This window comes from Buttiauxella selenatireducens, assembly GCF_031432975.1.
In the GTDB taxonomy this organism is placed as follows: domain Bacteria; phylum Pseudomonadota; class Gammaproteobacteria; order Enterobacterales; family Enterobacteriaceae; genus Buttiauxella; species Buttiauxella selenatireducens.
Genome location: NZ_CP133838.1, coordinates 4,394,348 through 4,420,618 on the forward strand (window position 1 = coordinate 4,394,348; position 26,271 = coordinate 4,420,618).

The 26,271-nt window shown below is 48.5% G+C and carries 25 protein-coding genes, 1 tRNA gene and 1 pseudogene; 13 read left to right on the plus strand and 14 right to left on the minus strand.

Annotation, left to right across the window (positions count from 1 at the left end):
* The first annotated feature begins 1 nt into the window (after nucleotide 1).
* Genes leuB through leuD form a run of 3 tightly spaced genes read left to right on the plus strand, consistent with a single transcriptional unit; the run spans nucleotide 2 to nucleotide 3,113 of the window.
* Entirely contained in the window at nucleotides 2-1,093 is a 1,092-nt protein-coding gene (gene leuB / locus RHD99_RS20150; protein WP_309876164.1) for a 3-isopropylmalate dehydrogenase, read from the plus strand.
* 2 nt (nucleotides 1,094-1,095) lie between these two features.
* The gene (gene leuC / locus RHD99_RS20155) at nucleotides 1,096-2,496 is read left to right on the plus strand and encodes a 3-isopropylmalate dehydratase large subunit (RefSeq protein WP_183272757.1); all 1,401 of its coding nucleotides are present in this window, start codon (nucleotides 1,096-1,098) and stop codon (nucleotides 2,494-2,496) included.
* An 11-nt stretch (nucleotides 2,497-2,507) separates the two neighbouring features.
* A complete protein-coding gene (gene leuD / locus RHD99_RS20160; protein ID WP_309876167.1) occupies nucleotides 2,508-3,113 on the plus strand; it encodes a 3-isopropylmalate dehydratase small subunit in 606 nt (201 codons plus the stop codon).
* 141 nt (nucleotides 3,114-3,254) lie between these two features.
* Here the strand turns inward: leuD and RHD99_RS20165 are convergent, their stop codons facing one another.
* From RHD99_RS20165 to trmB, 3 genes are read right to left on the minus strand one after another with little or no spacing between them, the layout of a single operon-like run.
* Nucleotides 3,255-3,971: a YggN family protein gene (locus RHD99_RS20165; protein WP_309876169.1), complete on the minus strand. Its 717-nt coding sequence runs from the start codon at nucleotides 3,969-3,971 to the stop codon at nucleotides 3,255-3,257.
* Between the two features lie 55 nt (nucleotides 3,972-4,026).
* Nucleotides 4,027-4,353 (minus strand): YggL family protein, encoded by a 327-nt coding sequence (locus RHD99_RS20170; protein ID WP_183272754.1) that lies wholly within the window; start codon nucleotides 4,351-4,353, stop codon nucleotides 4,027-4,029.
* Nucleotides 4,353-5,072 (minus strand): tRNA (guanosine(46)-N7)-methyltransferase TrmB, encoded by a 720-nt coding sequence (trmB, locus tag RHD99_RS20175; protein ID WP_270140656.1) that lies wholly within the window; start codon nucleotides 5,070-5,072, stop codon nucleotides 4,353-4,355. Before trmB ends, RHD99_RS20170 begins: the two co-directional genes overlap by 1 nt.
* Before the next feature lie 155 nt (nucleotides 5,073-5,227).
* Here trmB and mutY point away from each other — a divergent pair, with 155 nt between their 5' ends.
* From mutY to RHD99_RS20195, 4 genes are all read left to right on the plus strand, one after another.
* The gene (mutY, locus tag RHD99_RS20180; RefSeq protein WP_309879225.1) at nucleotides 5,228-6,310 is read left to right on the plus strand and encodes an A/G-specific adenine glycosylase; all 1,083 of its coding nucleotides are present in this window, start codon (nucleotides 5,228-5,230) and stop codon (nucleotides 6,308-6,310) included.
* A gap of 2 nt (nucleotides 6,311-6,312) precedes the next feature.
* Nucleotides 6,313-6,585, plus strand: a complete 273-nt coding sequence (locus RHD99_RS20185) for an oxidative damage protection protein (protein ID WP_034493327.1) — start codon at nucleotides 6,313-6,315, stop codon at nucleotides 6,583-6,585.
* Nucleotides 6,586-6,645: 60 nt separating this feature from the next.
* Nucleotides 6,646-7,722, plus strand: a complete 1,077-nt coding sequence (mltC, locus tag RHD99_RS20190; protein ID WP_309876173.1) for a membrane-bound lytic murein transglycosylase MltC — start codon at nucleotides 6,646-6,648, stop codon at nucleotides 7,720-7,722.
* A 252-nt stretch (nucleotides 7,723-7,974) separates the two neighbouring features.
* On the plus strand, nucleotides 7,975-9,228 hold the full coding sequence (locus RHD99_RS20195; protein ID WP_309876175.1) for a nucleoside permease: 1,254 nt from the start codon (nucleotides 7,975-7,977) through the stop codon (nucleotides 9,226-9,228).
* Nucleotides 9,229-9,270: 42 nt separating this feature from the next.
* Here RHD99_RS20195 and RHD99_RS20200 read toward each other — a convergent pair whose 3' ends face one another.
* Nucleotides 9,271-11,409, minus strand: a complete 2,139-nt coding sequence (locus RHD99_RS20200; protein WP_309876178.1) for an ornithine decarboxylase — start codon at nucleotides 11,407-11,409, stop codon at nucleotides 9,271-9,273.
* A 436-nt stretch (nucleotides 11,410-11,845) separates the two neighbouring features.
* On the opposite strand from RHD99_RS20200, the gene RHD99_RS20205 reads away from it, so the two are divergent.
* Together RHD99_RS20205 and RHD99_RS20210 are read left to right on the plus strand one after the other, a co-directional pair.
* Nucleotides 11,846-11,921, plus strand: a tRNA-Phe gene (locus RHD99_RS20205).
* A gap of 161 nt (nucleotides 11,922-12,082) precedes the next feature.
* Nucleotides 12,083-13,345, plus strand: coding sequence for a tyrosine-type recombinase/integrase (locus tag RHD99_RS20210; RefSeq protein WP_309876180.1), 1,263 nt, complete (start codon nucleotides 12,083-12,085; stop codon nucleotides 13,343-13,345).
* 219 nt (nucleotides 13,346-13,564) lie between these two features.
* On the opposite strand, the gene RHD99_RS20215 is transcribed toward RHD99_RS20210, so the two are convergent.
* The 4 genes from RHD99_RS20215 to RHD99_RS20230 all read right to left on the minus strand — a co-directional run bounded on the left by RHD99_RS20215 (nucleotide 13,565) and on the right by RHD99_RS20230 (nucleotide 16,091).
* The gene (locus tag RHD99_RS20215; protein WP_309876182.1) at nucleotides 13,565-14,443 is read right to left on the minus strand and encodes an integrase domain-containing protein; all 879 of its coding nucleotides are present in this window, start codon (nucleotides 14,441-14,443) and stop codon (nucleotides 13,565-13,567) included.
* A 744-nt stretch (nucleotides 14,444-15,187) separates the two neighbouring features.
* Entirely contained in the window at nucleotides 15,188-15,406 is a 219-nt protein-coding gene (locus RHD99_RS20220) for a helix-turn-helix domain-containing protein (RefSeq protein ID WP_309876184.1), read from the minus strand.
* Entirely contained in the window at nucleotides 15,403-15,876 is a 474-nt protein-coding gene (locus tag RHD99_RS20225; RefSeq protein WP_309876186.1) for a hypothetical protein, read from the minus strand. Before RHD99_RS20225 ends, RHD99_RS20220 begins: the two co-directional genes overlap by 4 nt.
* Entirely contained in the window at nucleotides 15,789-16,091 is a 303-nt protein-coding gene (locus tag RHD99_RS20230) for a hypothetical protein (protein WP_309879226.1), read from the minus strand. Before RHD99_RS20230 ends, RHD99_RS20225 begins: the two co-directional genes overlap by 88 nt.
* Nucleotides 16,092-16,394: 303 nt before the next feature.
* Here RHD99_RS20230 and RHD99_RS20235 point away from each other — a divergent pair, with 303 nt between their 5' ends.
* Together RHD99_RS20235 and RHD99_RS20240 are read left to right on the plus strand one after the other, a co-directional pair.
* Complete coding sequence (locus tag RHD99_RS20235) at nucleotides 16,395-18,266, plus strand: DEAD/DEAH box helicase (RefSeq protein ID WP_309876187.1); 1,872 nt, start codon at nucleotides 16,395-16,397, stop codon at nucleotides 18,264-18,266.
* On the plus strand, nucleotides 18,260-18,694 hold the full coding sequence (locus RHD99_RS20240) for a hypothetical protein (protein ID WP_309876189.1): 435 nt from the start codon (nucleotides 18,260-18,262) through the stop codon (nucleotides 18,692-18,694). Before RHD99_RS20235 ends, RHD99_RS20240 begins: the two co-directional genes overlap by 7 nt.
* A gap of 36 nt (nucleotides 18,695-18,730) precedes the next feature.
* On the opposite strand, the gene RHD99_RS20245 is transcribed toward RHD99_RS20240, so the two are convergent.
* The 4 genes and pseudogenes from RHD99_RS20245 to RHD99_RS20260 all read right to left on the minus strand — a co-directional run bounded on the left by RHD99_RS20245 (nucleotide 18,731) and on the right by RHD99_RS20260 (nucleotide 22,887).
* A complete protein-coding gene (locus RHD99_RS20245; RefSeq protein WP_309876190.1) occupies nucleotides 18,731-19,222 on the minus strand; it encodes a GNAT family N-acetyltransferase in 492 nt (163 codons plus the stop codon).
* Complete coding sequence (locus RHD99_RS20250) at nucleotides 19,219-19,512, minus strand: type II toxin-antitoxin system TacA family antitoxin (RefSeq protein ID WP_309876192.1); 294 nt, start codon at nucleotides 19,510-19,512, stop codon at nucleotides 19,219-19,221. Before RHD99_RS20250 ends, RHD99_RS20245 begins: the two co-directional genes overlap by 4 nt.
* A 307-nt stretch (nucleotides 19,513-19,819) precedes the next feature.
* Nucleotides 19,820-20,176: a TehB family protein gene (locus RHD99_RS20255; protein ID WP_309876193.1), complete on the minus strand. Its 357-nt coding sequence runs from the start codon at nucleotides 20,174-20,176 to the stop codon at nucleotides 19,820-19,822.
* A 177-nt stretch (nucleotides 20,177-20,353) separates the two neighbouring features.
* A pseudogene (locus RHD99_RS20260) lies at nucleotides 20,354-22,887 on the minus strand (penicillin acylase family protein).
* 252 nt (nucleotides 22,888-23,139) lie between these two features.
* On the opposite strand from RHD99_RS20260, the gene RHD99_RS20265 reads away from it, so the two are divergent.
* Nucleotides 23,140-24,501 carry an HdeD family acid-resistance protein gene (locus RHD99_RS20265; RefSeq protein WP_309876194.1) on the plus strand — a complete coding sequence of 454 codons (1,362 nt, stop codon included), beginning with the start codon at nucleotides 23,140-23,142 and terminating at the stop codon, nucleotides 24,499-24,501.
* A gap of 9 nt (nucleotides 24,502-24,510) precedes the next feature.
* On the opposite strand, the gene RHD99_RS20270 is transcribed toward RHD99_RS20265, so the two are convergent.
* Nucleotides 24,511-25,071: an NlpC/P60 family protein gene (locus RHD99_RS20270; protein ID WP_309876196.1), complete on the minus strand. Its 561-nt coding sequence runs from the start codon at nucleotides 25,069-25,071 to the stop codon at nucleotides 24,511-24,513.
* A 193-nt stretch (nucleotides 25,072-25,264) separates the two neighbouring features.
* Entirely contained in the window at nucleotides 25,265-25,768 is a 504-nt protein-coding gene (locus RHD99_RS20275; protein ID WP_183272738.1) for an ESA_00282 family adhesion-associated protein, read from the minus strand.
* 102 nt (nucleotides 25,769-25,870) lie between these two features.
* Here RHD99_RS20275 and RHD99_RS20280 point away from each other — a divergent pair, with 102 nt between their 5' ends.
* Nucleotides 25,871-26,269, plus strand: a complete 399-nt coding sequence (locus RHD99_RS20280; protein ID WP_309876200.1) for a hypothetical protein — start codon at nucleotides 25,871-25,873, stop codon at nucleotides 26,267-26,269.
* The last annotated feature ends 2 nt before the right edge of the window (nucleotides 26,270-26,271 follow it).

Genomic DNA, 26,271 nt, shown 5'->3' on the forward strand with positions numbered 1-26,271 from the left:
CATGTCAAAAACTCATCATATAGCAGTATTGCCGGGTGACGGCATTGGCCCAGAAGTTATGGCTCAGGCGCTGAAAGTGCTGGATGCAGTTCGTACGCGCTTCGATATGCGTATTACCACCAGTCAATATGACGTCGGCGGTATTGCTATTGACCGTCACGGCAACCCGCTGCCACCGGTTACAGTTGAAGGCTGTGAACAAGCCGATGCGATTCTGTTCGGCTCCGTCGGTGGCCCAAAATGGGAACACCTGCCGCCCGCTCAACAACCTGAACGTGGTGCGCTGCTGCCACTGCGTAAGCACTTTAAATTATTCAGCAACTTGCGCCCAGCGCGCTTGTACCAAGGCCTGGAAGAGTTTTGTCCACTGCGCGCTGACATCGCTGCTAACGGCTTCGATATTCTGTGCGTTCGTGAATTAACTGGCGGTATCTATTTCGGCCAGCCAAAAGGTCGAGAAGGCTCCGGCGCACACGAGAAAGCTTTTGATACTGAAGTCTATTACCGCTTCGAGATCGAACGTATTGCGCACATTGCCTTCCAGTCGGCGCGCAAACGTCGCCATAAAGTGACATCAATTGATAAAGCCAACGTATTGCAGAGTTCTGTGATGTGGCGCGAAATCGTTGGTGAAATCGCGAAAGAATATCCGGACGTTGAGCTGTCCCACATGTACATCGACAACGCCACGATGCAGCTGATCAAAGATCCATCCCAGTTTGACGTACTGCTGTGCTCCAACCTGTTTGGCGACATTCTGTCAGATGAATGCGCGATGATCACAGGCTCGATGGGCATGCTGCCATCCGCCAGCCTGAATGAACAAGGTTTTGGCCTGTACGAACCTGCGGGTGGTTCTGCGCCAGATATCGCGGGTAAAAATATTGCTAACCCCATTGCGCAAATCCTGTCTTTGGCACTGTTACTGCGCTACAGCCTGGATGCTGAAGAGGCCGCTCAGGCTATCGAAAACGCTATCAACCTTGCGCTGGAAGAAGGCTTCCGTACTGGCGATTTAGCGCGTGATGGCAATGCAATCAGCACCGATGAAATGGGCAATACCATTGCTCGTTTTGTTGCAGAGGGGAAATAATCATGGCGAAGACGTTATATCAGAAATTGTACGATGCCCATGTCGTCTACGAAGCAGTGGATGAAACTCCTCTGCTGTATATCGACCGTCATCTGGTGCATGAAGTCACCTCTCCGCAGGCGTTCGATGGCCTGCGCGCGCATAAGCGCCCGGTGCGTCAGCCAGGCAAAACATTTGCCACCATGGACCACAACGTTTCTACGCAGACCAAAGACATCAACGCCTCCGGCGAGATGGCCCGCATTCAAATGCAGGAATTAATGAAAAACTGCAAAGAATTCGGCGTTGAGCTGTACGACCTGAACCACCCATTCCAGGGTATCGTCCACGTGATGGGCCCTGAGCAAGGCATAACTTTGCCGGGCATGACAATCGTTTGTGGCGATTCCCACACTGCAACCCATGGCGCATTTGGTGCACTGGCGTTTGGTATCGGGACTTCTGAAGTTGAACATGTTCTGGCGACGCAAACCCTGAAACAGGGCCGCGCCAAAACCATGAAAATTGAAGTCACAGGCCACGCAGCACCCGGTATCACGGCGAAAGATATTGTGCTGGCGATCATCGGCAAAACCGGCAGCGCTGGCGGCACCGGGCATGTCGTGGAATTCTGCGGTAGCGCGATTCAGGCGCTGTCGATGGAAGGAAGAATGACGTTGTGCAACATGGCTATCGAAATGGGTGCTAAAGCCGGTATCGTTGCGCCAGACGACACAACCTTCAACTATGTGAAGGGCCGTCTGCACGCTCCGAAAGCTGCCGATTGGGACGATGCGGTTGCGTACTGGAAAACCTTCAGCACAGATGAAGGTGCAAAATTCGATACCGTTGTGACCCTGGATGCCGCAGATATCGCACCGCAAGTCACCTGGGGCACAAACCCAGGCCAGGTCATTTCGGTTACTGAAAACATCCCGAACCCTGAATCCTTCGCCGACCCGGTAGAACGTGCGTCTGCTGAAAAAGCGCTGGCGTACATGGGTTTGAAACCGGGGATCCCGCTGACCGAAGTGGCTATCGATAAAGTATTTATCGGCTCGTGTACTAACTCACGTATTGAAGATTTGCGTGCTGCGGCTGAAATCGCCAAAGGTCGTAAAGTCGCACCAGGCGTGCAGGCATTAGTCGTTCCAGGCTCTGGTCCGGTGAAAGCGCAGGCTGAAGCTGAAGGCCTGGATAAGATTTTCATTGAAGCGGGTTTTGAATGGCGCTTGCCTGGCTGCTCTATGTGCCTTGCGATGAACAACGATCGTCTGGAACCAGGCGAGCGTTGCGCCTCCACCAGCAACCGTAACTTTGAAGGCCGTCAGGGCCGTGGTGGACGCACGCATCTGGTGAGCCCGGCAATGGCCGCTGCCGCTGCTGTATCCGGTCATTTTGCTGACATCCGCACGTTGAAATAAGGGAAAACACCATGGCAGAGAAATTTATCCAACATACCGGCCTGGTCGTTCCGCTGGATGCCGCAAACGTTGATACCGACGCAATCATTCCTAAGCAGTTTTTGCAGAAGGTGACGCGCACCGGTTTTGGCGCACATTTGTTTAATGACTGGCGTTTTCTGGACGATGCAGGCCAAAAGCCAAATCCAGAATTTGTGCTGAACTTCCCGGAGTTTAAAGGTGCTTCTATTTTGCTGGCACGTGAAAACTTTGGCTGTGGATCTTCACGCGAACACGCACCGTGGGCGTTAACCGATTACGGTTTTAAAGTGGTTATCGCACCAAGTTTTGCAGATATCTTCTACGGCAACTCATTCAACAACCAGCTGCTGCCGGTGACGTTGAGCGAAGAAGAAGTGGATGAACTGTTCAAACTGGTCGCGGCAAATCCGGGGATTACGTTCGTTGTCGACCTGGAAGCGCAAACGGTGAAAGCGGGCGAGAAAAACTACACGTTTAACATCGATACCTTCCGCCGCCACTGCATGTTGGAAGGGCTGGATAGCATCGGCTTGACGCTGCAACACGAAGGTTCAATTTCTGCTTACGAGCAGAAACAACCGGTGTTTATGCGCTAATTATTATGGCGGGCCAATACCCCAAATAATTCGAGTTGTGGGTAGGCGGCAAGCTGGCGAATCCCCAGGAGCTTACTAAAGTAAGTGACTGGGGTGAGCCAGAGCAGCCAACACCCCCACAGCTCGAAGTATGAAGGGTAATTATTTTAACGTTTCAACCAAGCCTTTGCGCTGCCCTTCCAGCGTCACCACTTTGCTGCATACATCGCGGCCAAACTGCTCGAAATCTTGTTCCTGATTCTTCCACTCTTTTTGGATAGCTGTCTGTAACCCACCGAGGCTACCCAACACGCCTTGCAACGGATTGCCACCACCTTTCAGAACGGCTTTAGCACCCATTTCATTGATGCTGTCCTGCAAGATGCCACCCATTGCCTGATTCACCAGTTGTTGTCCATCGGCACGAACCTGATCAATCGCTTTATAGTGGAACGTTAAGCCATCCTGACGCGTTTCAATAATGCGGCTCATTTGCTCTTTAAGCTGCGCGTCGAGTTTAGTCAGACGGCCACGCATATTGCTGCTCTCACCGACTTCCTGAGCGATGATTTTATCCAGCGCGATACGGCCTTTTTCCACGCGAGTCAGCGCGCCGTTGTTGATCCACGGCAGGTCAGTGCGCAACGCTTGCTGATAACTCACCGCCAACTGGCGCTGCGTTGCGTTTAAAGTATGTGGCTTACCGTTAAATTGCAGGCTGCCATCCGGGGCAATAACCAGATTGCCATTCTCACCCACAACCTGAACGGACTGCGGGTTAATAACTACGTCATCGCGAGGCGTGACGCTGCATTTATAGTCGGCCTGCGCCTGCATCGCGGTTAGCAACAGAACGCCCATCAGTGCCTTACGAATCATAGCTACTCCTGATAAAAAAAGGCCGGTTTTCACCGGCCTGTTTATGCTTTAAAAATCAATCCCACCAAACATCAAACAGATCGCTGGTGCGAATGTCTTCAGCTTTGTGTTCTTCGAGCCATTTGCGCACCAGAGCCTGATGCTCCTCGGTGCATTTACCGATTTCCTGCAGACAGATTAAGCCTTCCCAGGAGAGGTGGCCGCCGCCATCAAAAGCCAGACCGTTTTTATCGATAACATCGTCAATAAATGCATCAACAATTTTATCAATTTGTTCTTCGGAGGTGCCTTCCGGGAAACGCCATGCAACAGAGAACCCCAACTCCTGGAATTCGTCGATGTGCATTTTCTTACGCAAACGACGGCTACGATTTTTTGCCATTACTTTATCCTCTCGAACATTAAGTCCCATACGCCGTGACCAAGACGATGGCCACGTTGTTCAAATTTGGTCACCGGACGTGAATCCGGGCGCGGTACGTAGTCGTTACTCTGCGACTGGTTTTGATAACCGTCGATAGAGGACATCACTTCGAGCATGTGTTCCGCATAAGGTTCCCAGTCGGTTGCCATATGGAACACACCACCCAGTTTCAATTTGCTTTTCACCAACTCGGCAAACGGCACTTGAACGATACGGCGTTTATTATGACGTGCTTTGTGCCATGGATCAGGGAAAAAGAGCTGAACCATAGATAAAGAATTGTCAGGAATCATTTTTTGCAACACTTCTACTGCGTCGTGACACATCACACGCAGGTTCTCAACGCCCTCTTCATGGGCTGTCGCGAGACAAGCCCCGACACCTGGCGAGTGTACTTCAATACCCAAAAAATTCTGCTGTGGATTTGCCTGTGCCATTGCGACAAGCGACGTCCCCATGCCAAAACCAATTTCCAGCGTTACTGGCGCTTCGCGACCAAATAGTGCTGCAAAATCAACAGGTGCGGTTTCATATTCAACGCCCATCACCGGCCAATAGTTTTCCAGTGCGAACTCTTGACCTTTAGTCAGGCGGCCCTGGCGGCGCACAAAACTACGAATCCGGCGCATTGCGCGGCCTTCTTCATTAAATTCCGGTGAGATGACGTCATTTTTCATGGTGTTCAGGCTTTGAGTTAGTGTTCGGGAAACGGGCATTATCCAAAGTTAATGATGAGAAGCAAGCACCAGAAAGTTCCGGTTTACAGCACGGAGCCGTCTGTGCTGGAATCAGCCCCCTAAATCACACATTTATCGGATGCTGGGCAACAATGATACAAGCGCCGCAATTCGCCAACCAGGTTCTTGACTGGTATCAAAAATACGGGCGCAAAACCCTGCCATGGCAACTCGAAAAAACGCCTTATAAAGTATGGCTGTCTGAGGTGATGTTGCAACAAACGCAAGTTGCCACCGTCATTCCTTACTTTGAGCGCTTTATGGAGCGCTTCCCAACGGTAACCGATCTTGCCAACGCTCCACTGGATGAAGTTCTGCATTTGTGGACCGGCCTTGGCTATTACGCGCGTGCCAGAAACCTGCACAAAGCTGCGCAAATGGTGGCAAACCAGCACCACGGCGTGTTCCCGGAAACCTTTGAAGAAGTGGCCGCACTTCCCGGCGTTGGGCGTTCTACCGCAGGCGCCATTCTTTCACTTTCACTCGGCAAACATTTCCCTATTTTGGATGGTAACGTCAAACGCGTGCTCGCACGTTGTTACGCAGTCTCTGGCTGGCCGGGCAAAAAAGACGTAGAGAAGAAGCTGTGGGATATAGCCGAACAAGTCACGCCAGCGCAAGGTGTTAGCCAATTTAACCAGGCGATGATGGATCTGGGCGCGATGGTTTGCACCCGCTCGAAACCGAAATGCGAACTGTGCCCGGTGAATAATATTTGTCTGGCGTATGCCAATAATAGCTGGGCTAACTATCCAGGAAAAAAACCGAAGGTGACAATACCGGAGCGTACTGGCTATTTCCTGATGATGCAGCATCAGCAAAGTATTTTGCTATCCCAGCGCCCTGCTGTGGGTCTTTGGGGCGGTTTGTATTGCTTCCCACAGTTCGAAACCGAAGCAGAGTTACGCGACTGGCTAGCACAACGCCAAATCCCTGCGGAAAATCTCACGCAATTAACCGCCTTCCGCCATACATTCAGCCACTTCCATTTGGATATTGTTCCAATGTGGCTCCCGGTGCTTTCGTTTAGCGGGTGCATGGATGAAGGAACCGCTCTCTGGTATAACTTAGCGCAGCCTCCGTCCGTAGGACTGGCCGCTCCGGTAGAGCGTTTATTACAGCAATTACACGCCGATCCGGTGGTACTAAAACCCGCCCGCATCGTTGAAGAGGAATAATGATGAGCAGAACTATTTTTTGTACTTACCTGCAACGTGACGCAGAAGGCCAGGATTTCCAACTTTATCCGGGCGAACTGGGCAAACGTATTTATAACGAGATCTCTAAAGAAGCGTGGGCGTTGTGGCAAACCAAACAAACCATGCTGATTAACGAACGTAAAATGAGCATGATGAATCCTGAGCACCGCAAAGAGCTGGAAGCTGAAATGGTCAACTTCCTGTTCGAAGGCAAAGAAGTCCATATCGAAGGCTACACGCCGCCAGAAAAATAAAAATACAGGGGCCTTCGGCCCTTTTGCACAACACATCAAGCACAACTCATACACGGAACGATGAAAAAATTTCTCGCGCTAGCTCTGGTTGTCCCCTTGCTCATTTCATGTTCGAGCAAAAAAGACGATGCCTATAACGAGGCTTTTGTTAAGGACACCAATGGTTTCGATATTTTGATGGGGCAATTTGCTCATAACATCGAAAATATTTGGGGCATAAAGGAAGTGTTGATTGCGGGTCCTAAAGACTACGTGAAATATACCGACCAATACCTGACCCGTAGCCATATCAACTTTGACGAAGGTACGATTACCATCGAAACCATTGCCGGCACTGAACCTGCCGCGCACTTACGTCAGGCAATTATCAACACCTTACTGATGGGTGACGATCCAGGCTCTATCGATCTTTATTCTGATGCCAACGATGTGGTTATCTCCAAAGAACCGTTCCTGTATGGTCAGGTTGTGGATAACACCGGCCAACCCATTCGCTGGGAAGGGCGTGCGTCAAAATTTGCTGATTACCTGCTGCAAACACGCATGAAAAGCCGCAGTACCGGGCTGAAAATTGTTTATAGCGTGACCATCAATCTGGTACCAAACCACCTTGATAAACGTGCGCATAAATACCTTGGCATGGTGCGCAAAGCATCGAAGAAATATGGCGTCGATGAATCCCTGATTCTGGCTATCATGCAAACCGAATCGAGCTTTAACCCGTATGCAGTGAGCCACGCTGATGCACTGGGTCTGATGCAGGTTGTACAGCACAGCGCAGGGGTTGATGTCTTTAAATCGCAAGGTAAATGGGGCAAACCGAGCCGCAGCTTCTTGTTTGATCCTGAAAGCAATATCGATACCGGTACGGCTTATCTGGCAATTCTACAAGAGAGCTATTTGGGCGGAATTGATAACCCAACCTCACGCCGCTATGCAGTGATCACCGCGTATAACGGTGGTGCGGGCAGTGTGCTGCGCGTGTTCAACAACGATAAGAACCGCGCCTTCAGTATTATCAACAGCATGACGCCAGGTGATGTGTATCAGGTACTGACAACACGCCATCCTTCAGCGGAATCACGTCATTATCTGTACAAAGTGAATACTGCACAGAAGAGCTATCGTCGCCGTTAACACTCTGCTTGTTGTATCTCCTGCCACTCTTTTTGACGGCGGGAGATACAACCCCCTTCTGATTTCCACGTTTCAACACCCAAAAATGCAGCCCAGGTCACTATTTTCGAATGTAACCTGAAGATGTTTTCATTTATTTGCTGAATGTACCAAAAATTACCCCGCAGCACTGCTAATGTTACGATTACAACATATCGAAAGGGATATGTTAGAAATGCAACATCCGATATTAAATCCTGTGAGGTAATTTACATGAACCTTAAGCTGCAGCTTAAAGTACTTTCGTTTCTGCAGTTCTGCTTGTGGGGAAGCTGGCTGACTACGCTCGGCTCATATATGTTCGTCACCCTCAAGTTCGATGGTGCAGCCATCGGCGCGGTATACAGTTCATTGGGTATTGCTGCGGTATTTATGCCGACGCTGCTTGGGATTATTGCGGACAAATGGATCAGTGCGCGCTGGCTCTACGCGGCCTGTCATCTGGTAGGCGCCATCACATTGTATTTCGCAGCCCAGGTTACCTCACCAAGTGCGATGTTTATTGTGATCCTGCTTAACTCGCTCGCCTACATGCCAACGCTTGGACTGGTTAACACGATTTCTTACTATCGCCTGCAATCCGCAGGAATGAATATCGTCACCGACTTCCCGCCAATTCGTATTTGGGGAACAATCGGCTTCATCTTCGCCATGTGGGGCGTAAGCTTCTCCGGCTTTGAACTCAGCCACATGCAGCTTTATATCGGTGCAACACTGTCAGTCGTGTTAGCGCTTTTCACCCTGACACTGCCACATATTCCAGTCGCCAATGCACAAAAAAATCAGAGCTGGAGCTCAATGTTAGGACTGGATGCGTTCGCACTGTTCAAAAACAAGCGCATGGCAATTTTCTTCATTTTTTCCATGCTGTTAGGCGCAGAACTGCAAATTACCAATATGTTTGGTAATACCTTCCTTCACAGCTTTGATCAGAACCCATTGTTCGCCAGCAGCTTTATTGTCGAACATGCGTCAGTGCTGATGTCTATTTCGCAGATTTCTGAAACCGTATTTATCCTGACGATTCCGTTCTTCCTGATTCGTTACGGCATCAAAAACGTGATGCTTATCAGTATCGTTGCGTGGATGCTGCGCTTCGGATTGTTTGCCTTTGGCGACCCAACACCAATGGGCACCATGCTGCTGGTCTTGTCGATGATCGTCTACGGATGTGCCTTCGACTTCTTCAACATCTCCGGTTCTGTGTTCGTGGAACAAGAGGTGAAACCAGAGATTCGTGCCAGTGCTCAGGGCATGTTCCTGATGATGACCAACGGGTTTGGTTGCATCCTGGGTGGGATTGTCAGCGGGAAAGTGGTGGAGAACTACACGACGGCGGGAGTCACCGACTGGCAGAGCGTATGGCTAATTTTCGCCGGTTATTCACTGGTTCTGGCCTTCGCCTTTGTCGCACTCTTCAAATATAAACACGTCAGAACACCAACGGCAGCCCAGCCAGCGGCCTGATAGATAATGTTCCCCGTGTCACCAGGCATGGGGAACATTTTATTAGGCTTGGATCATATAGCCGTACAGTCGCTTAATCCCGTCCGCATCCGTTTCACTATAAACACCCTGCAATTCCGGCGAGAATCCCGGCAGCATATTCACACCTTCTTCCAGTGCCAGGAAATAACGCAGCGCAGCGCTGCCCCACACTTCCCCCGGCACCACACATAACACGCCTGGCGGGTATGGCAACGCGCCTTCAGCTGCAATACGCCCTTCAGACTCACTCAAACGCACCAGCTCGACGTTGCCGCGAATAAACTCACTGTTTGCATCCTGTGGGTTCATTGCAACGGCAGGCAGGCTGGCACTGCGGAACATCGCTTTTTGCAGATCCTTCACGGCAAAGCTGACGTAAAGATCGTGCATTTCCTGGCAAAGTTGACGCAGCGTGTAGCCGTGATAGCGCTGTGAATACTTCTGATAGATTGTCGGCAGTACGTCCGCCAAAGGCGCATCGTCTTCAATATGCCGCTCAAACTGCGCCAGCATCGCGACCAGATGCGCCATTTTCTGAGTACTTTCCGCAGGAGTGAGCAAGAACAGGATCGAATTGAGATCCGACTTCTCTGGCACAATACCGTTCTCGCGCAGATAGTTTGCGAGGATCGCCGCAGGCACACCAAATTTCGTGTATTGCCCGGTTTGTGGATCAATGCCCGGCGTAGTCAGCAGCAGTTTGCATGGATCAACAAAGTATTCATCCGGTTCATAACCTTCAAAACCATGCCATTTTTCGCCCGGCTCAAAGCTAAAGAATCGGCGTTCCTGCGCGATGACATCGGTTGGATGCTCCTGCCATGGCTTACCCGCAACCACAGGCGGAATAAACGGTTTGATCATCGTGCAACGATTGATGATGGCTTTGCGGGCTTCAATCCCCTGCACAACGCACTCGGCCCACAAACGGCGTCCGCTCTCCCCTTCATGAATTTTCGCATTCACATCAAGTGCAGCAAAAAGCGGATAAAACGGGCTGGTGGACGCATGCAGCATAAACGCATTGTTCAGCCGCTTATGCGGGCAAAAACGCGCCTGACCGCGCAGGTGGTTATCTTTTTTGTGGATCTGAGAGGTCTGTGAGAAACCCGCCTGCTGTTTATGCACCGATTGCGTGACAAAAATACCCGGATCGTTCTCATTGAGATCCAACAGCAGCGGCGAGCAGTCCGCCATCATCGGGATAAATTGCTCGTAACCGACCCATGCGGAATCAAACAGGATGTAATCGCAAAGATGGCCGATGTTATCCACCACCTGACGTGCGTTATAAATCGTGCCGTCGTATGTACCCAGCTGGATAATTGCAAGGCGGAAAGGACGCTTTTCCTGCGCACGTTCAGGTGCCACTTCCGCAATCAATTCACGTAAATACGTTTCATTAAAACAGTGCGCATCTATCCCGCCAATAAAACCAAACGGATTGCGAGCCGCCTCGAGATAAACTGGCGTCGCGCCAGCCTGAATCAACGCGCCATGATGGTTGGATTTATGATTGTTGCGGTCAAAAAGCACCAGGTCGCCACGGGTCAGCAGCGCGTTGGTAACGACTTTGTTCGCCGCAGAAGTGCCATTTAAAACGAAATAGGTTTTATCGGCGTTAAAGACTTTGGCTGCAAACTTCTGCGCATGTTTGGCCGATCCTTCATGAATCAGCAAATCACCGAGTTTAACGTCCGCATTGCACATATCCGCGCGAAACAAATTCTCGCCAAAGAAATCATAAAACTGGCGCCCCGCAGGGTGCTTTTTGAAAAACTCACCGTGTTGGTGGCCCGGACAAGCAAAGGTGCTGTTTTCCATCGCCACGTACTTCGTCAGCGTATCGAAGAACGGTGGTAGCAGAGCTTCTTCATAACCAGAGGCCGCCGTTTCAAGCTCCAGATAATCCTGCGCATTACCGGTTATCAGCCCTGTGATGCCTTCTTGCTCACTTGACCCGCTATCAGTCACTAAAAAAACAGGAATCGAAAAGCCCGTGCGTTTAAGTAACGCCAGAATACCGCTGCGGCTATCCGCCACAGAAAGGACAACGGCGGCAATATCGGTAAAGTCAGTGCTATCAAGCGTAACCACTTCACGATGTGTTTCTAGTGTGGCAACCACATCGTGGCTGGCGGCAATTTTCAAAGATTTCATATGCACAAATCCCAGAGGTCAAGGATGAGTGAGTGCCTTGTGGCACGGCAAAGGGAGCATTCCCCGGTGAATGTGTCTTGATGGTCTGATGGATGATACCCACTCCGACCGCCAGACATCAGTAAAACCAGGCATCACCTGATTTTACTGTTGTCCTGCAGTGAGCGTGCGTTGCCCTCACCGCATGGTGAGCAAGGGTCTTCGGGATACAGCAGAATGGTGAACGAGCGCCATCGAGAGATGTCGGTGAACATTGACTATAAACATCAATAAGCGCCCCGTTTCGGATGTGTGAAATTTCGCGCAATCATGGCACCTTCTGCACGACGGTTCAAGGCGACGCTGCTACCTGGAGCACATTATTCGTGCAAACGCACGGCTTATTAATACAAAACCGTTGACGGCAAACGGCCTTTACGGTTTAATGCGCCCCGTTGCCCGGATAGCTCAGTCGGTAGAGCAGGGGATTGAAAATCCCCGTGTCCTTGGTTCGATTCCGAGTCCGGGCACCACCTTTCTATTTTTATGCATCTCTGCGTATCTCTATAAGTAAAGATAACAACGAGTTAGCGTAAAAATCTTTCCTTATGCGTATTGGTTTATCCCTACGTATCCGAGAAAATTTGGGGTCAGATCGAGGGTCGTTCAGTTCGACAACCGGAGTGACCCTCAAATGGCTTTAACCGACACTAAAATCCGCGCAGCAAAACCTCTCGCTAAATCTTATAAAATCACCTATGCCCAAGGTTTGTACCTTCTGGTTACGTCCAGTGGCTCACGTTTGTGGTATTTTCGCTATCGCTTTAACGGCAACGAGTCCCGGTTGGCGCTCGGTACTTATCCGCAGGTAACTCTGGCGCAAGCGCGTGAAAAACGCGATGCCGCACGCAAGCTACTGGCATCAGGTTTGAATCCCACTCAACAGCGCCCACCAGAAAAAATTGTCCCCGACGAAACCCGAACCTTTAAGTACCCCGCTAAATCGTGGCATACCGCCAGCCTGAAACTCTGGTCAGAAGGCCATGCGGCTAAGATCCTGACTTGCCTTGAACGTTATGCGTTTCCGTTGGTGGGTCAGATGGATATTGCTGATATTGAGACACTTCATTTAGCGCAACTACTGAAAAATATCGACGATCAAGGTGTGCATGACGTGGCAGGCCGGATGCGCCAGTATCTGAATAAAATCATGCGCCACGGCGTTCAGCAGGGGATGATTAAATACAATTCGGCGATTGATTTGGATGGCGTCGTGACCCCGCTGGTGACCCAACATCATCCAGCCTTATCACTGAACCGTTTACCCGAACTGCTCGACAGAATAGGCGACTATAAAGGTCGTTCGTTAACCCGACTGGCGTTAGCGCTGAATCTTCATGTTTTTCTGCGATCCAGTGAACTGCGTTTTGCCCGCTGGGACGAATTCGATCTAAAGGAAAATATCTGGACGCTGCCTGAAAAAAGAACGCCGGTTAAGGGCGTGAAATTCTCACATCGTGGCGCAAAAATGAAAGATGAACATCTGGTGCCGCTATCACAGCAAGCCGTTGCTATTCTGGAGCAGATTAAAGAAATTTCGGCTGATTCCCTGTTTGTTTTTCCGGGTGCTCACACGCCGGACAAGCCGATGAGCGAGAACACGGTGAATAAAGCGCTGCGCACGCTGGGTTATAACACCAAAACAGATATTTGCGGGCATGGCTTCAGAACAATGGCCTGTAGCGCCCTGAATGAAGCGGGGCTGTGGTCGAAGGATGCCATTGAGCGCCAGATGAGCCACAAAGAGCGCAACGGCGTTCGGGCAGCCTACATTCATAAAGCGGAACATCTGGAAGAACGCAGGGAAATGATGCAGTGGTGGTCAGATTATCTTGATATCTGCCGCGAGAGGTTTGTTGCGCCGTATATTTATGCCCGGCAGCAAAAAGTGGCCTGAGCCATAGTGTGATAAAAAGCAGATCCTGACGAACAGGGATCTGCTTTTTTATTTGCACCAGCTCTGGCCTTTTAGCCCTTTCCGGTCTGGCGCAATTACCCTTAATCCCCTTAGCCTTTACCTTTTAATTTTTCACTATCGATTGGTTAATACTTGGACATATTCTTGCAGAATAGTTTTCTGCCTCAAAACTGGCGATAACCCGCCGATCGACAAGCGTTACTCCTGCATCTGCCCATACACCCGCGCCACATACCGCCCTCGCCCATCGCCGTGGCCCAGATCCATGGAAACCTGCGCCAATGCTTCTTTATGGCTGAATCCCTGCGCCAGATAATGGCGAATCGCATCCTGCGCCCATGCGTAGCGCAAACTGTGCGGGGCATGGATACCCGTCAATCCTAAACGTTCAGCCTGATTGCGCCAATAAGTCATGGCGGTTTTGAGATCCGGGGCGTCGATCAGTTTGCCGTTGCGTTGTTCTGCCACTGTTAACGCATTTTCCACAGCGCGTTTGACTGCATCAGCATTCAGAATAATGGTATCCCGTGGCCGCCCGCCTTTGGTACCGAAGACTACTCTCAAACGAGGATCGCCCTTATCCAGCGCCTGCCGCCACGTTTTGAGAGATTGGACACACTGTACAGCTTCCTGAGAACGTAATCCCATCAGCCGAGCCAGTTCCAGAGCAGCGGCAAGCCCCGGATCTTTTGACTGAGCCGTTTGCAGCACCGCGTGATAATGATCTGCTGTGATCGCCTGTTTTGTTCCTGCCCGACTTGCGCCAGCCAACCCTAATGCTTTGTTCGATAATCGCGGATCATCGGCCAGTTTGTTACGCCCTGCGGCATTCAGAACCGCACGCAGCGCCGCCATCTCATTATGTAATGTTCGCCGTGCGATCCCTTGAGCCAGCCGGTGCTGAACGTAGCTTTCAATATGCTTCGCTTTGAGATTTTTTACTTCTTTGCTCTGGATATTTAGCGCCTGTAAATGCCGATCGAATCGCTGCACTATCGCCACGCGATCATGCACGGTTTTGTGACTGCCACCCGCCTGAACGGCCAGCGCTTGCATCTGTTGCACCAATTTTCCCATACTCTCTCCCGCGTCATGAAAACACGAAAACCACAATTCCCCGGCGCGGCGGCAAATGGCCTGATGTCCTCGGGCCTGAACGATATCTGTGCGCCGGGGCGGTCGCAGTTGAGGTATTGCGGGGCGTCGGTTGTGCACTCTGTGCAGCCGCCTGCGTGGGCAGGTTATCCCCCGGATCATCCGATCCGCCTCGATATCGGTTCTTTTCCTCGCTTCCTTGCGATCTTCCCTGCTGTCCTCTTGTGAATTTTGTCTCCTTTTAGATGAGAAATGTGGCGTCAGATTCTCGTTATGCTGAGCTGTGCCAGCCTGCTGGCTGTATTGGGTGGTTGTTGCAGCCATGCGTCACTTTCTCGCTTTGCGCGGTAAAGTGACGCATGGTTCTGGTGCAGGTTTTCTGTCACGCGGCAGCAAAGCCTTCGGCAATGCAGGCCACAGCCAGAAACGTTAAGATCGCACAATTTGGTGCAGCGTTAAGGAACCTTTACTGCCTGCGCAGCCGATATTTTCAAAAGGATTATCGGTGGATGATCGCCCGGCGGGCCGGGTGCTTCTTTGCAGATCGCGAAGCATAGGGGACTGTCAGAGACAGCGTTTAGCATGGGCGATTTTAAACTGATGGTGTCGCGACAGGAGGGAAAACTCTATTTTGTTGCAAAAAGATTATTTTTGGCTGACGCGCTGCGCTTGTCATCTCCCGCGTCACCACCAGAACAAGCTGATGATGACGCGGGAGAGTCGGGATTATTCTGCCGGCTTGTGATAACGGGAAGGCCAGATTTTTTCAGGCGCAACGTCTAATGCTTCAGCAATCAGCCGTTCACCTTTGGGCCAGCGTCGTACAAGGGCGTTCATCAATGTTGATGAGGCCAGCCCCGATTTACGCGATACCGCAGACAGCGTTGTCCCGCGCTTTTTCAGCGCCGCGATAATATCGGCAGAATGCCAGTCTGGTTGCATCATACCGCCACCTCATCGATAAACTTCACCCCTTCGGCGGTGCGGATCCAGCGCGGCGCCCTAAGGTCATCAGCAAAATAACACACCAACTCAAACAGCAATCCGGTGAGCTGTTTTTCTTCATCAGCATTAAAGGTGTATTTGCTCAGAAGCTGCGCCAACGTTGAGCAATAACCGCAAAGGAGTTCTGATTCAGGTTCAAAGACGGGTGTTTTGTTGGGGAGTTGGTCAACGGTGAAACGTTCAATCATATGCGGGGGAATGGGGTCGTTGAGCGTGGGATGTAACAGATTCAGGCAACCGACAAGGCGGTAACACAGCGACCGCCTTTCGTCTGAATGATGGCTTTCTATCAGCACATCGGCGAAGAGCTCGCAGTGATCGGCTAATACGGTGAAATCGGTGTCGGCATTGAAAGACAATGTGAATGTGGAGTTTTCGGGCGAATGTGTTTGGGTTGGGGTAGTAGCCATGATGGCAGCCTCCGGTATGTGATGTCTAAAACCACCACCAGAGGTTCCAAGCTCGTGGTGGTGGACTGAACGGGGTTGGAACTACCGGCCATACCGGATACCGGCGCATCTTTCGACGCCCCCGCCCAGCCCACCATAGAGATGTAGCTGAACGCACGACACAAAAAAGACGCTAATGCGCCATGTGCCGCCGGTATGGTATTCAGGGTTCCAATCCTGACACCTGATTTTGCAGATGCGGAGAGATGTTACTGCTACGGGTAATTAACGGCAAGGGGATTTATAAGGAGAATTTTACTGTTTGCGGCATAGCTCGCATAAAGCATTAGATGATTTGTATTATTGTATATCTCATTGATAACAAAAAAGTTAGAACAATAACATTTACCAACCTGCTGAAAATTTTTAGGCTTTGGGTGGTTATTTGTTTTAGATAGCTAAAAGATGCAGTAGGATTGTGTTCTATTACTGCTTGAATTATATAAATAAATCCAATGCAAATGCGGAGTCGTAAAAATATGGAATATTTTTTAAACACCCCAGTGAATATTGTAGGCAATAATAAACTTCGCTCCCCTCAAATTGAAGCGTATATCAAGATATTAGATTATTTTTCTTCAAATGATAACGGCGAGGCTCTAGTTGTTCTACCAACAGGAACGGGTAAAAGCGGTCTAGTCTCGATTGCTCCATTTGGTATTTGCAAAGGCCGTGTTCTGATAGTTACACCTGGTTTAGTCACTAAACAAAGCATCATAAAAACTCAAGAAATGTTAAGCGATAATTTTTGGGTTAATTTTGATGTAATATTTAACCCTAGTGATCTTCCATCACTTTGTGAATATGAAAATGATATAACAGATGAAAACTTACATAGTAGCAATATTGTCATTTCTAATATTCATAAGCTAACCTCATCAAGAAAAACAAGTTTAACAAACCGTGTCCCTTCAGATTTCTTCGACATGGTTATAATAGATGAAGCCCATCATGCGCCAGCACAAAGCTGGAAAGAGTTACTAACATATTTTTCAAAGGCCAAAAAGCTACACGTAACCGGAACTCCATTCCGTGGTGATAACCAAGAATTACCCGGCGAGTTAATCCATGAAACCCCACTTTCTGAAGTTATGCGTGACAGATATGTAAAATGGCTTAGAAAAGAAACTGTAAACGCTAGTCAACTATATTTCACAATGCCCCATGCTCCCGGTGAAAAATTCTCACGTGAGCAAGTCCTCGCACTAAAGGACAAAGAATGGATAGAGAAAAGTGTTGCGTTATCAAAAGATTGTTCAATTGAAGTAATAAATCATAGCATTAGTAAATTAATAGAATTAAGTAATACATCTAAAAAGATCCCTCATAAAATATTGGCTGTCGGTTGCAGCATATCTCATGCCGAGGATATAAAAGTATGGTATGAGGAAAAAGGGCTTAAATGCATAATTGTTCATAGCAATATGGAATATCAAGATATAGAAAAAGCTTTTAAGGATATTGATAACCATTTATGCCAAGTTGTAATATCCGTAAATATGCTTATGGAAGGTTATGATCATAGATACTTAACAATTCTAGCGCTATTTAGACCATACCGAAGTATAAATGCGTTTGCGCAAATAGTTGGTCGAGTTTTACGGGCTATCCCTGAAGAAGAAATTGAAGCCTTTGAAGTAGATAATAATGCTCTTATAATTTATCACCAAGATATTGGCCTTGATACAATGTGGTCATCTTTTCAAAAAGAAGTCGACCGCGGAACTCAGCAACGAATAAAAGACTATAATTTTTCTGATTACGAATACGAAGATAAAGATAGATCGTTGGCAGGTGTATACATTGATAATAGTTTTATAAGTGACCAAGACTCTTATCTAAAAGATCTTGATTTCAATGCGCTTTTTGAACAAAAAAGAGCTGAAATCGAAGCTCGTGCAAATCAAAAAATTGATGTATTAAGAGGCAAGATTACTGATGAGGAATTTGATGAGGATGATCTTGCGCTAATTAAAGCACAAATGATCGCAAAGGAAACACGTAAAGTTTCAAATGACGACATTGATCCTAATCTCATATCTAAAAGGCCGGAATTATATCGAAAAAGGATGCGTGAAACGTTAACAAAGCGTTCACGTGACGAAGCTACCAATATTTTAAGCGACTTAAAATTAGATCCTAAAGGAACTGAGCTGGCAAAAATCCTGTCAAGACATATCAAAACCCTAAGGACAGATACAACCAACGATGGTACACTTGTTATCTATATAAACGCTAAATTACACAGCCGATTTGGCCCCGTAAATGAAAGGGATAATGACGCATTAACAATGTCTGTCAACTTTCTCCCTAATATATTCAAAGAGTTAAGGAGCATGCTGTCATGCTAAGTATTAAAAGTGTGAACGAGCTCATCGATAAAATCGTATCTTTACACCTGTCGAAAGGTGTTCAACCTCATGAACTTGCAGAAGCTGCGTTCGCTCCAAATTATGATGAGATTATCATTAAAAAAATCGTAGAAGGTCTGAAAGTCTATGTCTCCTTCTTTGAGGATGAAGATGGACAAAGGACTAATCATACTATGTTGTATACTTATAATTCGAAAAAGATATTACAACGCGTAGAACAAAAGGTTAATAATGGCAAGTTTAAAATACAATGGGATAGAAGCGAAAACCTGTCTCATCTTATTAATGAACTTTCATTTAAGTTATCTAATAACTATACGCTAGATTTTATTAACAAATTAATGTCTACACTGCCTTCCGATCTCAGAAAACAATACATTGATAAATCAATTTCTTTTATAAAATAATTATTATTAAACCGGCCAACGTGCCGGTTTAATCCATCATACACTCCCCGCCAAATCCCCGAGCGTCACCATCAACATCATCGGATCCATTGGCGATGGTTCAAATCCCACTCGTAGATAAAACTCCCGAGCTTCATCAGATAATGCGTGAACCAACATGCCACGAATTCCGATGGTTTCCGCAACCTGAATTACCCGCAATCCAGCATCACGCACCAATGCGCGGCCAACGCCCTGACCGTGTAGTGATTTATCTACCGCCAGTCGTCCTAACACCACGACAGGGATCGGGTCGGGCATGTTACGGCGAAAACGACCGGGGGCAGAGTTGCTCATCACCGCGCTGGATGCTAATGAGTAATACGCCATGACTCTGGCATTATCGTCACTGCACACAAAGGTACGGGACGCACCGGTTATCTGATTTTTCATCGCCCGCTGCCTGAGCCAGTTATCCATAGACTCCACGCCACAGCAAAATGCATTAACATCGTGTTTGGCATGAAGCGGTTCAGGAGCGGAGATCATTTTTTCTGCTCCCATGGCGCGGGAGTTTGCATCGTTTTACGCAGCGCGGCATTTGGCGCGGGCGCTTCATCCAGACGAGCCAGGAACACCTGATAAGCGTCAGGATCGGCCATGATAATGCGCTGTTCAATCAAGGCTTCCTCAGCAGCAGCGCGTGCGGCTTCCAGAACAAAATCAGTGCGATTTTTTCCTCTGGCTTTCGCCGCACGATCGATAAGATCGCGTTCCGCTGGTTTAATGCGAAGGTTCAATGTTTCGCGTTTAATGGACATGCTATTTGTCATTGGCATGATGTTGTCCTCTCAAGTACATCTGGATAATAATTATACATCATGCGTAACGTAGATGTCATTACACCATTAATGAACAAGAGGGAATCGTACCGAGGAATCAAACCAAACATATCTCCCCATGCTTCCCCACTATTTTGATTTAAAAACAAAAAAAGGGGTCTAGTCGCGGGTCTTAACAGTTTATGAAAAATAGATTTATGATGAATTTCAATTTAATACGTAACTGAATTACCCCGAGTCCGGGCACCACTATTTAAAGAAACCAGCCTACAGGCTGGTTTTTTGCTTTCTGGCGTTGAAAATATTAATTCTTCCCCGTATTCACAACCTGCCCAAACCCCTTCCCTTCAAGTTCTGCATCCGGTGCGGCGAAGAAATCGATATTGAAATAGGTATCTTCTGTCAGCAATTCAATGCGATGCCAGTATTGCGGCGGACTGACACCAAAGCGCCCTTCTTCGATAATCACTTCGATTTCAGCAACCGTGTCATTTTCATTTTTAAAACCGATGTATTTGACCGCGCCGCGCATTACTGACAGGCGCCCATAGACATCTTTTTTGGTGTTGTGGTGAGTGAGCAGGGCTTTTGGAACGGAGTCTTTGTTCCAGAAAGGTGTGGAACGAGTGTGTTTGTAATCTGCCGGGATGCGATGTGCCATGGTGTTCTCCAGATTTAAAAAGTGTCTGGGTAAGACAGAGCAACATACATGCCAGTTATTTATTATATTATTATTTAATCACTTATAAGAATTCAGTTAATCTTATAAGTCATTATGACAATACAAAAAACAGTCAAAACGACAACGTAATGTCATTTTGACTGTTTCAATCATTAACTACTGCGCCACCTGAATAACCTCTTCAGACTCTTTATGCGCAGTGACCTCGTCATGAGTTAGCCATAGTGGTTTACGACCAAACGTTTTATACATCTCAACTTGATCGCGATAATGCTTCGCAGGTGTTCCGTCAGGGGCGACGAACCCACTTTGCCCTGGCGCAACAACATCCCACGCTTGCACTTCCTCACCCTGCGCACCAAATACAATCATGTCGTTTTCGGTACCACGGTTTTGATACTCCGCCTGGTGCACAGCTTCATCGGCGTTTGCCTGAGGGACACCAAAGAAGTTATTCGCTCTAAAGGTCAGCGGCATCGCCGGAGTGTTCCAGCTTCCCGGTTGGGTTCCGTAACGTTGTGAGAGTTGCTGCCAGGATTCTTCCAGAGCGTTTCTGACAACTTCATCCGGTGATTTTCCGCCAAAGAGATCGACCGCCTGCGGAACTGGCGAACGCGTGCCTTGTAATGCCTCATACAGAATTTTGGCTCCCACGCTGATATTCAGTGAACCCGTCGGGCCGTCTTGCGTCGTTTCATAACCGCTTGCGCTGTACCACTTGTTAAACGGCTCAGGAACGGCTGCGACAACCGTTTGTTTCAGCATGCTGGTCAGCCAGGCGTTTAATATCGCAGAGCCCGGATGCTGCCAGGTTTTGTCATCTGCATTCATTTGATTATTGCCATTCCAGCTTGCAAGCAAGTCGGCAAGCTGACGGCGCGGATCATTGCCCGGCAATCCCTGAACCGCCTGTTTAATGGTCGGCAGGAACAGGCGTAAATTCAGATCCTGGCGGCTGGTCTTCGCAATAATGTCCCATGCCTGTTCATGTGTGAGTTTCGGCTGTTCATCGATAAGCTTTTTGATCTCATCCACTCGATCTGCCCCCCCCACAGAAAAGCAAAAAGATCCGAGGCCGGATAACCCTCTTCTGGCGCATTATTCCAGTTTGCGATGTATCCCGATTTCGGATTGTAGATTTGTGGATTGCTGGAGAAAGGTAAGATGCCATCCCAGTCCCATTCACCCGTTCCAGGAACCGGCAGACGAGGATCGTGCCCAGGCTTGCGCTGCGGATATGCACCAGTGTGTACATAACCGATATTTCCCTGTTTATCGGCGTAATACCAGTTGATGGTCAGAGCCTGATTTGCTGCTTGATGAGTCCACTGCGACCAGGTTTTTGCCTGCATCTGATGCGTCCAGGCCAGCAATGACGCGACTTCTTTGCCTTCCCAGGCGCGGGATTTTGCATATGCGGTGGACGTTTTCAGATCGTTTTGGATCACGTTGCCGTGAACGGTCCGATAGAGGGTAATAGAAACCGGTTCACCATCTTTCACATTGATCGTGTCGGTGCGGCTGAGCATTTTCACCCACTGCCCTTGATGCTGATAATAGTCAGGCCGCTTGGGATCGACTTTCTCCGCGAAGATATCCACATCATCTCCAAACCCTGCGGTTGCCCCCCAGGAGATTGTACCGTTATGCCCAAACACCAGGCCGGGATAGGCAAATGGCGTGTTGCCGACAACATCATATCCCGCTCCGTGCAGACCGATACCATAGGTGTATGCAGGTGCGTACCAGCCAAACTGCGGTCCGTTAACCATTATGGACTTTGCATCCGCAGCTTTTGCTTTGCCAATCACCCACATGTTACTGGTGGTTGGAAAACCCGCGAGGCCATTCGCGCCACTTCGGGCAAATTGTTCTTCGATAACCTGCTTATTTTGCTCACGACTCAGCGCAAGCAAGGCACCATCATTGCCCTTCGCCAGCCTTTCAAGCATCGGTGGGGTTTGGTCGTAACGCGGTAAATTATAGGCAAGTTGCGTGGCCTGATTGGTAAGCTTATACGGATAGCGATGCTCTGCGGGTTCGATGGTTGTTGCCGCTGACGGGTTAACTAACCATTTGATTTGGTTAAACACCCCCATCCCCTGCTTTTCACCATATTTATCTTTGAGCGCGTTATACAGCGCAAGGTTATCAATTTCACTGGTGCTGTCAGAGAAGCGGTTAGCCATCGTGCCAACAAAAATCATCGCCACATCAAAAGGCTGCCAGTGCTGAGGTTTAAAGCCAAGCGTCGAAAACTCTTTTGGCAGTAGTTTGTCAGGCTCGGCATTGATCTTATCGATCCAGGCGTTCATGCCATCGGCATAGCCCTGAAGAATCGCTTTTTCTTCCGCAGGTAACGCTTCAATCTGAGCATGAATACTGGCAGGCCAGTAGTTAAGTCGGATGTCCTTATCAAATTCGAGATACTTTTTGCCCAGCACTTCCGCGACGGTTCCCTGCGTGCTGCGGCGCGCCATTTCCATTTGAAAAAGCCTGTCCTGTGCCACGACGTAGCCATAGCCATAAAAAAGGTTTCGGGTGTCGTTGGCATAAATATGGGGAACACCATATTCATCACGAATGATTTTTACCTCCTTGCTTTGTTCCGCTGCCATCCCTTGTGCACTCCATAACGCAGCCGCTCCTGCCACAAAGCAACTCACAATAAGACCATTTTTATTTTTCATTGTATCCTCTTACGGGTGAAAGACTCGCAAAACGATACTAGCAACGGAGCGAGCAATATCCATTTACACCACCCAGTTTTAGATAAAATCGTGAGCGTGGTAACTAAATTTGTCATTCATATTTTTCAATTTATAGAATAAATATGAATCATTAATTTTTGTTCCTGCCGCGAAGTTCTGTCATTTCTGGACATGTCGTACTTCCGCCTGGTGGGCTATATATTGGGTGGAGTGATTAACGGAAATCCCCCCATGATGCGGCTTACGATGATCCTGCTTGGCGTTGATTTTCTGCGTTCCCACTGGCGTGGGCTACGCCGTTTCGGATGGATTACACTCATTGCCGGAGTGGTCGTTATTCTGGATGCTTTAGATAGCTCGCTGTTTTTCCCTCTCGAACCCTTCGCCTGTCTGTTGCTTTTAGAAGGCGCGGCAACATTGATGGTGGCCCACAGCGGCATGGGTGGGCAACGCCTGTTGCGCTACGTGAAAGGCGCGGCATTTACCGTTGCGGCGCTATTGATTCTGGCGGGTCATCACCACGGTAACTTCGTGTTATCAATGATCTTCGGCTTGTTGTTTTTATTCGATGGCGCTCTGCAAATCGCTTCAGCCGTGGTCGTACGTTATCGCCGATGGCGACCTGCTTTATGGGGGGGTATTGTCGAAATTTTACTGGCGATATTTTTCTTCCAGCCATGGCCTACATACTATGAAGGGACGGTTCCTTATTGCCTGGGTTTAGGTTTAGCATTTGCCGGCTGGAACCTGTTTATTCTCGCCAATCGCGTTAAAAATGCCGCAGAAAATCCAGGTCTCAAAGGCGCTGTATTTATGGAAGAAGCCGATCATCTTCCACCTGACATTGTGGAGTGGGACGGCCCACCGGACGACGACGAAAAAGCGCTGACCGTGCATGTCTGGACTCCCGTAGGCTCGGCACCCGGTGAGACGCTTCCCCGTCCCGTCATTAACCGCTATATCGCAGCGGTAGACCGCAATGGCGTTATCTCGACTGGCCACGCGGCACTTGAGTCCCCAGGCGGCATTTACATTAGTCTCTATCCTGCTGAACTCATTGATCAGTCCCCCGATGAGTTCGCTCGCCTGTTACGGGCTACGCCAGAAAACAATGTCCCTGGAATTTTCCAACCGGATTATGCGACCGAGGCCGCAAAGTGGTGCCCATCGACAAGGAAGGTCCGCATTCGTAATTACAGCGAAGCACGACTTAAAGATTTTTGGGAAACGTATCGGCAGAATGAATCCTACAACCTGACCCACAGAAACTGCTCGAGCAGCGTGGCGCGTGCATTAGAAGCGGCGCTTGAGGGTGCGGTCGGCAGGCTGTGGCATAAACGTGGATTCTGGGTCGCGATGGGAAAACTGATGTCGACACCGGAGCTTTGGGTCGCGTTGCAACTTCGCAAACGTGCCGAAACAATGGCCTGGACGCCGGGTCTGGTACTGGATTATGCCCGCGCCCTGAGCATGCTCGCCGACCCACGCCCAACCGGTTGGTTAAATACTACAGGGCGAGCAGTGAAAAAAATGCTCCATCGCCGCATTGCGTGGGGAAAAGGTAAAAGCGGCGAAGACGTGGCAAAAGATTAGGGTTAAATATCACCCCATTACTTTAAGACGGCGTGCCGTTTCGTAATGCTCAACCCAATAATGATTGGCGAGCGAGGACATCGTCACGCCTTCACTGCTCGACGCGTGAATAAACTTATTATCCCCCACGTAAACCCCAACGTGTCGCTGTCCTGGGGACGTTTTAAAAAAGACTAAATCACCAGGCTTGAGCGTTTCCTTACTGACCTGCTGGCCATTATGGATTTGCTGTGTGGTCGTTCTTGGCAGCGACTGGCCAAATGAAGCACTGAATATTTTCTGCATCAACGCTGAACAATCCACACCATTGTGCGTCGTTCCGCCAAGGTGATAACGTGTTCCTTTCCAGTTTGAATATTGCGACAGTATTGCCGAGCGTATATTTTCAGCATCACTACCATTTGTCATTTTTATAAAATTATCTTTTTCAGCAAAACTATTTTTGTGAGAAATAGATTTTATTCCTAATGATGCAAACTCCTTTGGCATATTAAAAGCAAAAGAATTGGAGCTAACAATTAAAGGTGCAACAAAAAAGACCAGAGCTACGAGATGTTTAATGCGAGGCATAAGTCATATCTTTCAAATTCGGGCAAACAAACCATTGCCTTATTGATGGCAATGGGACGAACAACTCCTTTTGGGTGAGCAAATAATAACCACTGAGTGAAAATTATCCAATGTTCATTCAGTCCAATAATAGACCCTGATTTTTTAACCTTAAAAACAGCTTGATAGAGAATCAAGCTGCTTGTGAAAATGCTTACACGTTGGCCAGATCGACTTCGGGACGTTGATAATGCGGCCACACCAAAGCCACCAACTCTGGGTAAGCATGATGACTGAACTCATCGAAGCACTGGCGTAAATTCAGTACTTCAATATCAGCAAACGGTACTTTTTCACCTTCAGCGCAGCGTTTGCGCAGGTTATCGTAGTAACGATAAATGGCGGAGTTTAAGTCTGAGCAACGCCGCTGGGCATTAAACAGTTCACGATTCGCACTCAGCTCATCGATTCGCATCTGCTTTATCGTGGCATAGGCGAAATCAACATATTCATGGCTCACTCGCCAATAATAGTCCGGGGTAATTTTCGAAATAAGCGTCGCAAAGTAATCTTCACGTTCGTCATTGTCAGAGAAATTTAATTTAGGGGAAACGGGTGGGATTGGATTCACTCTGGCGCGGGGCTTCTCACGCATTAACACTAATACGCCGCACAGCAACAACAGTATTAATACAATAGAATAAAAGACGCTTTGCATGGAGGCTCCTGTTTTTTTTATAGTAATTTTGAGGCAATATATTGTCAACGCCACACGTAGTTTCTATGAACTTCATTCTGTTGATTTAAAAGGATATCGTTAATGCTGCCCAACAACCTGGTGCCAGTAATCCTCCCTGTTCTACAGGTTGAAATTACTCCATCAGCAGAAGATAGCGCCCTAACTCCAATTCCTCGGGATAATCTTTTAGATCTAGAGAAAACGATTCTCAGCGCCAATCATTACGCTGGGCAGGCAAAAAATACCCTGCTTGAAGAAAACGATCGCCATTTAAAAGACCATTTATTTTGTGCGGTAAAAATTGAAGCAATGGTGACTGTGTTAAATGAACTAATAGAACAAGAAAAAATCAGCCCTGCCGATTTGCAAATGCTAATAGAAGATAAAAAATTGCAGATAAGTCAGCATTCACAGCAAATCTGGGTCAATCAGTTAACTCGGGAAAAAAGCTGGCCGCTATTTTATTCCCTCGACGAGTAAGC

Excerpts from the sequence above, each read along its gene's own strand:
- RHD99_RS20250 (WP_309876192.1), bottom strand. The coding sequence starts at position 19,512 with ATGCCAATGACAAATAGCATGTCCATTAAACGCGAAACATTGAACCTT.
- RHD99_RS20185 (WP_034493327.1), top strand. The coding sequence starts at position 6,313 with ATGAGCAGAACTATTTTTTGTACTTACCTGCAACGTGACGCAGAAGGC.
- RHD99_RS20270 (WP_309876196.1), bottom strand. The coding sequence starts at position 25,071 with ATGCCTCGCATTAAACATCTCGTAGCTCTGGTCTTTTTTGTTGCACCT.
- RHD99_RS20215 (WP_309876182.1), bottom strand. The coding sequence starts at position 14,443 with ATGGGAAAATTGGTGCAACAGATGCAAGCGCTGGCCGTTCAGGCGGGT.
- RHD99_RS20265 (WP_309876194.1), top strand. The coding sequence starts at position 23,140 with ATGATGCGGCTTACGATGATCCTGCTTGGCGTTGATTTTCTGCGTTCC.
- RHD99_RS20220 (WP_309876184.1), bottom strand. The coding sequence starts at position 15,406 with ATGATGCAACCAGACTGGCATTCTGCCGATATTATCGCGGCGCTGAAA.
- RHD99_RS20195 (WP_309876175.1), top strand. The coding sequence starts at position 7,975 with ATGAACCTTAAGCTGCAGCTTAAAGTACTTTCGTTTCTGCAGTTCTGC.
- RHD99_RS20225 (WP_309876186.1), bottom strand. The coding sequence starts at position 15,876 with ATGGCTACTACCCCAACCCAAACACATTCGCCCGAAAACTCCACATTC.
- RHD99_RS20255 (WP_309876193.1), bottom strand. The coding sequence starts at position 20,176 with ATGGCACATCGCATCCCGGCAGATTACAAACACACTCGTTCCACACCT.
- RHD99_RS20240 (WP_309876189.1), top strand. The coding sequence starts at position 18,260 with ATGCTAAGTATTAAAAGTGTGAACGAGCTCATCGATAAAATCGTATCT.
- RHD99_RS20275 (WP_183272738.1), bottom strand. The coding sequence starts at position 25,768 with ATGCAAAGCGTCTTTTATTCTATTGTATTAATACTGTTGTTGCTGTGC.
- mltC (WP_309876173.1), top strand. The coding sequence starts at position 6,646 with ATGAAAAAATTTCTCGCGCTAGCTCTGGTTGTCCCCTTGCTCATTTCA.
- RHD99_RS20200 (WP_309876178.1), bottom strand. The coding sequence starts at position 11,409 with ATGAAATCTTTGAAAATTGCCGCCAGCCACGATGTGGTTGCCACACTA.
- leuB (WP_309876164.1), top strand. The coding sequence starts at position 2 with ATGTCAAAAACTCATCATATAGCAGTATTGCCGGGTGACGGCATTGGC.
- RHD99_RS20245 (WP_309876190.1), bottom strand. The coding sequence starts at position 19,222 with ATGATCTCCGCTCCTGAACCGCTTCATGCCAAACACGATGTTAATGCA.
- RHD99_RS20165 (WP_309876169.1), bottom strand. The coding sequence starts at position 3,971 with ATGATTCGTAAGGCACTGATGGGCGTTCTGTTGCTAACCGCGATGCAG.
- leuC (WP_183272757.1), top strand. The coding sequence starts at position 1,096 with ATGGCGAAGACGTTATATCAGAAATTGTACGATGCCCATGTCGTCTAC.
- trmB (WP_270140656.1), bottom strand. The coding sequence starts at position 5,072 with ATGAAAAATGACGTCATCTCACCGGAATTTAATGAAGAAGGCCGCGCA.
- RHD99_RS20210 (WP_309876180.1), top strand. The coding sequence starts at position 12,083 with ATGGCTTTAACCGACACTAAAATCCGCGCAGCAAAACCTCTCGCTAAA.
- RHD99_RS20170 (WP_183272754.1), bottom strand. The coding sequence starts at position 4,353 with ATGGCAAAAAATCGTAGCCGTCGTTTGCGTAAGAAAATGCACATCGAC.
- RHD99_RS20280 (WP_309876200.1), top strand. The coding sequence starts at position 25,871 with ATGCTGCCCAACAACCTGGTGCCAGTAATCCTCCCTGTTCTACAGGTT.
- leuD (WP_309876167.1), top strand. The coding sequence starts at position 2,508 with ATGGCAGAGAAATTTATCCAACATACCGGCCTGGTCGTTCCGCTGGAT.
- RHD99_RS20235 (WP_309876187.1), top strand. The coding sequence starts at position 16,395 with ATGGAATATTTTTTAAACACCCCAGTGAATATTGTAGGCAATAATAAA.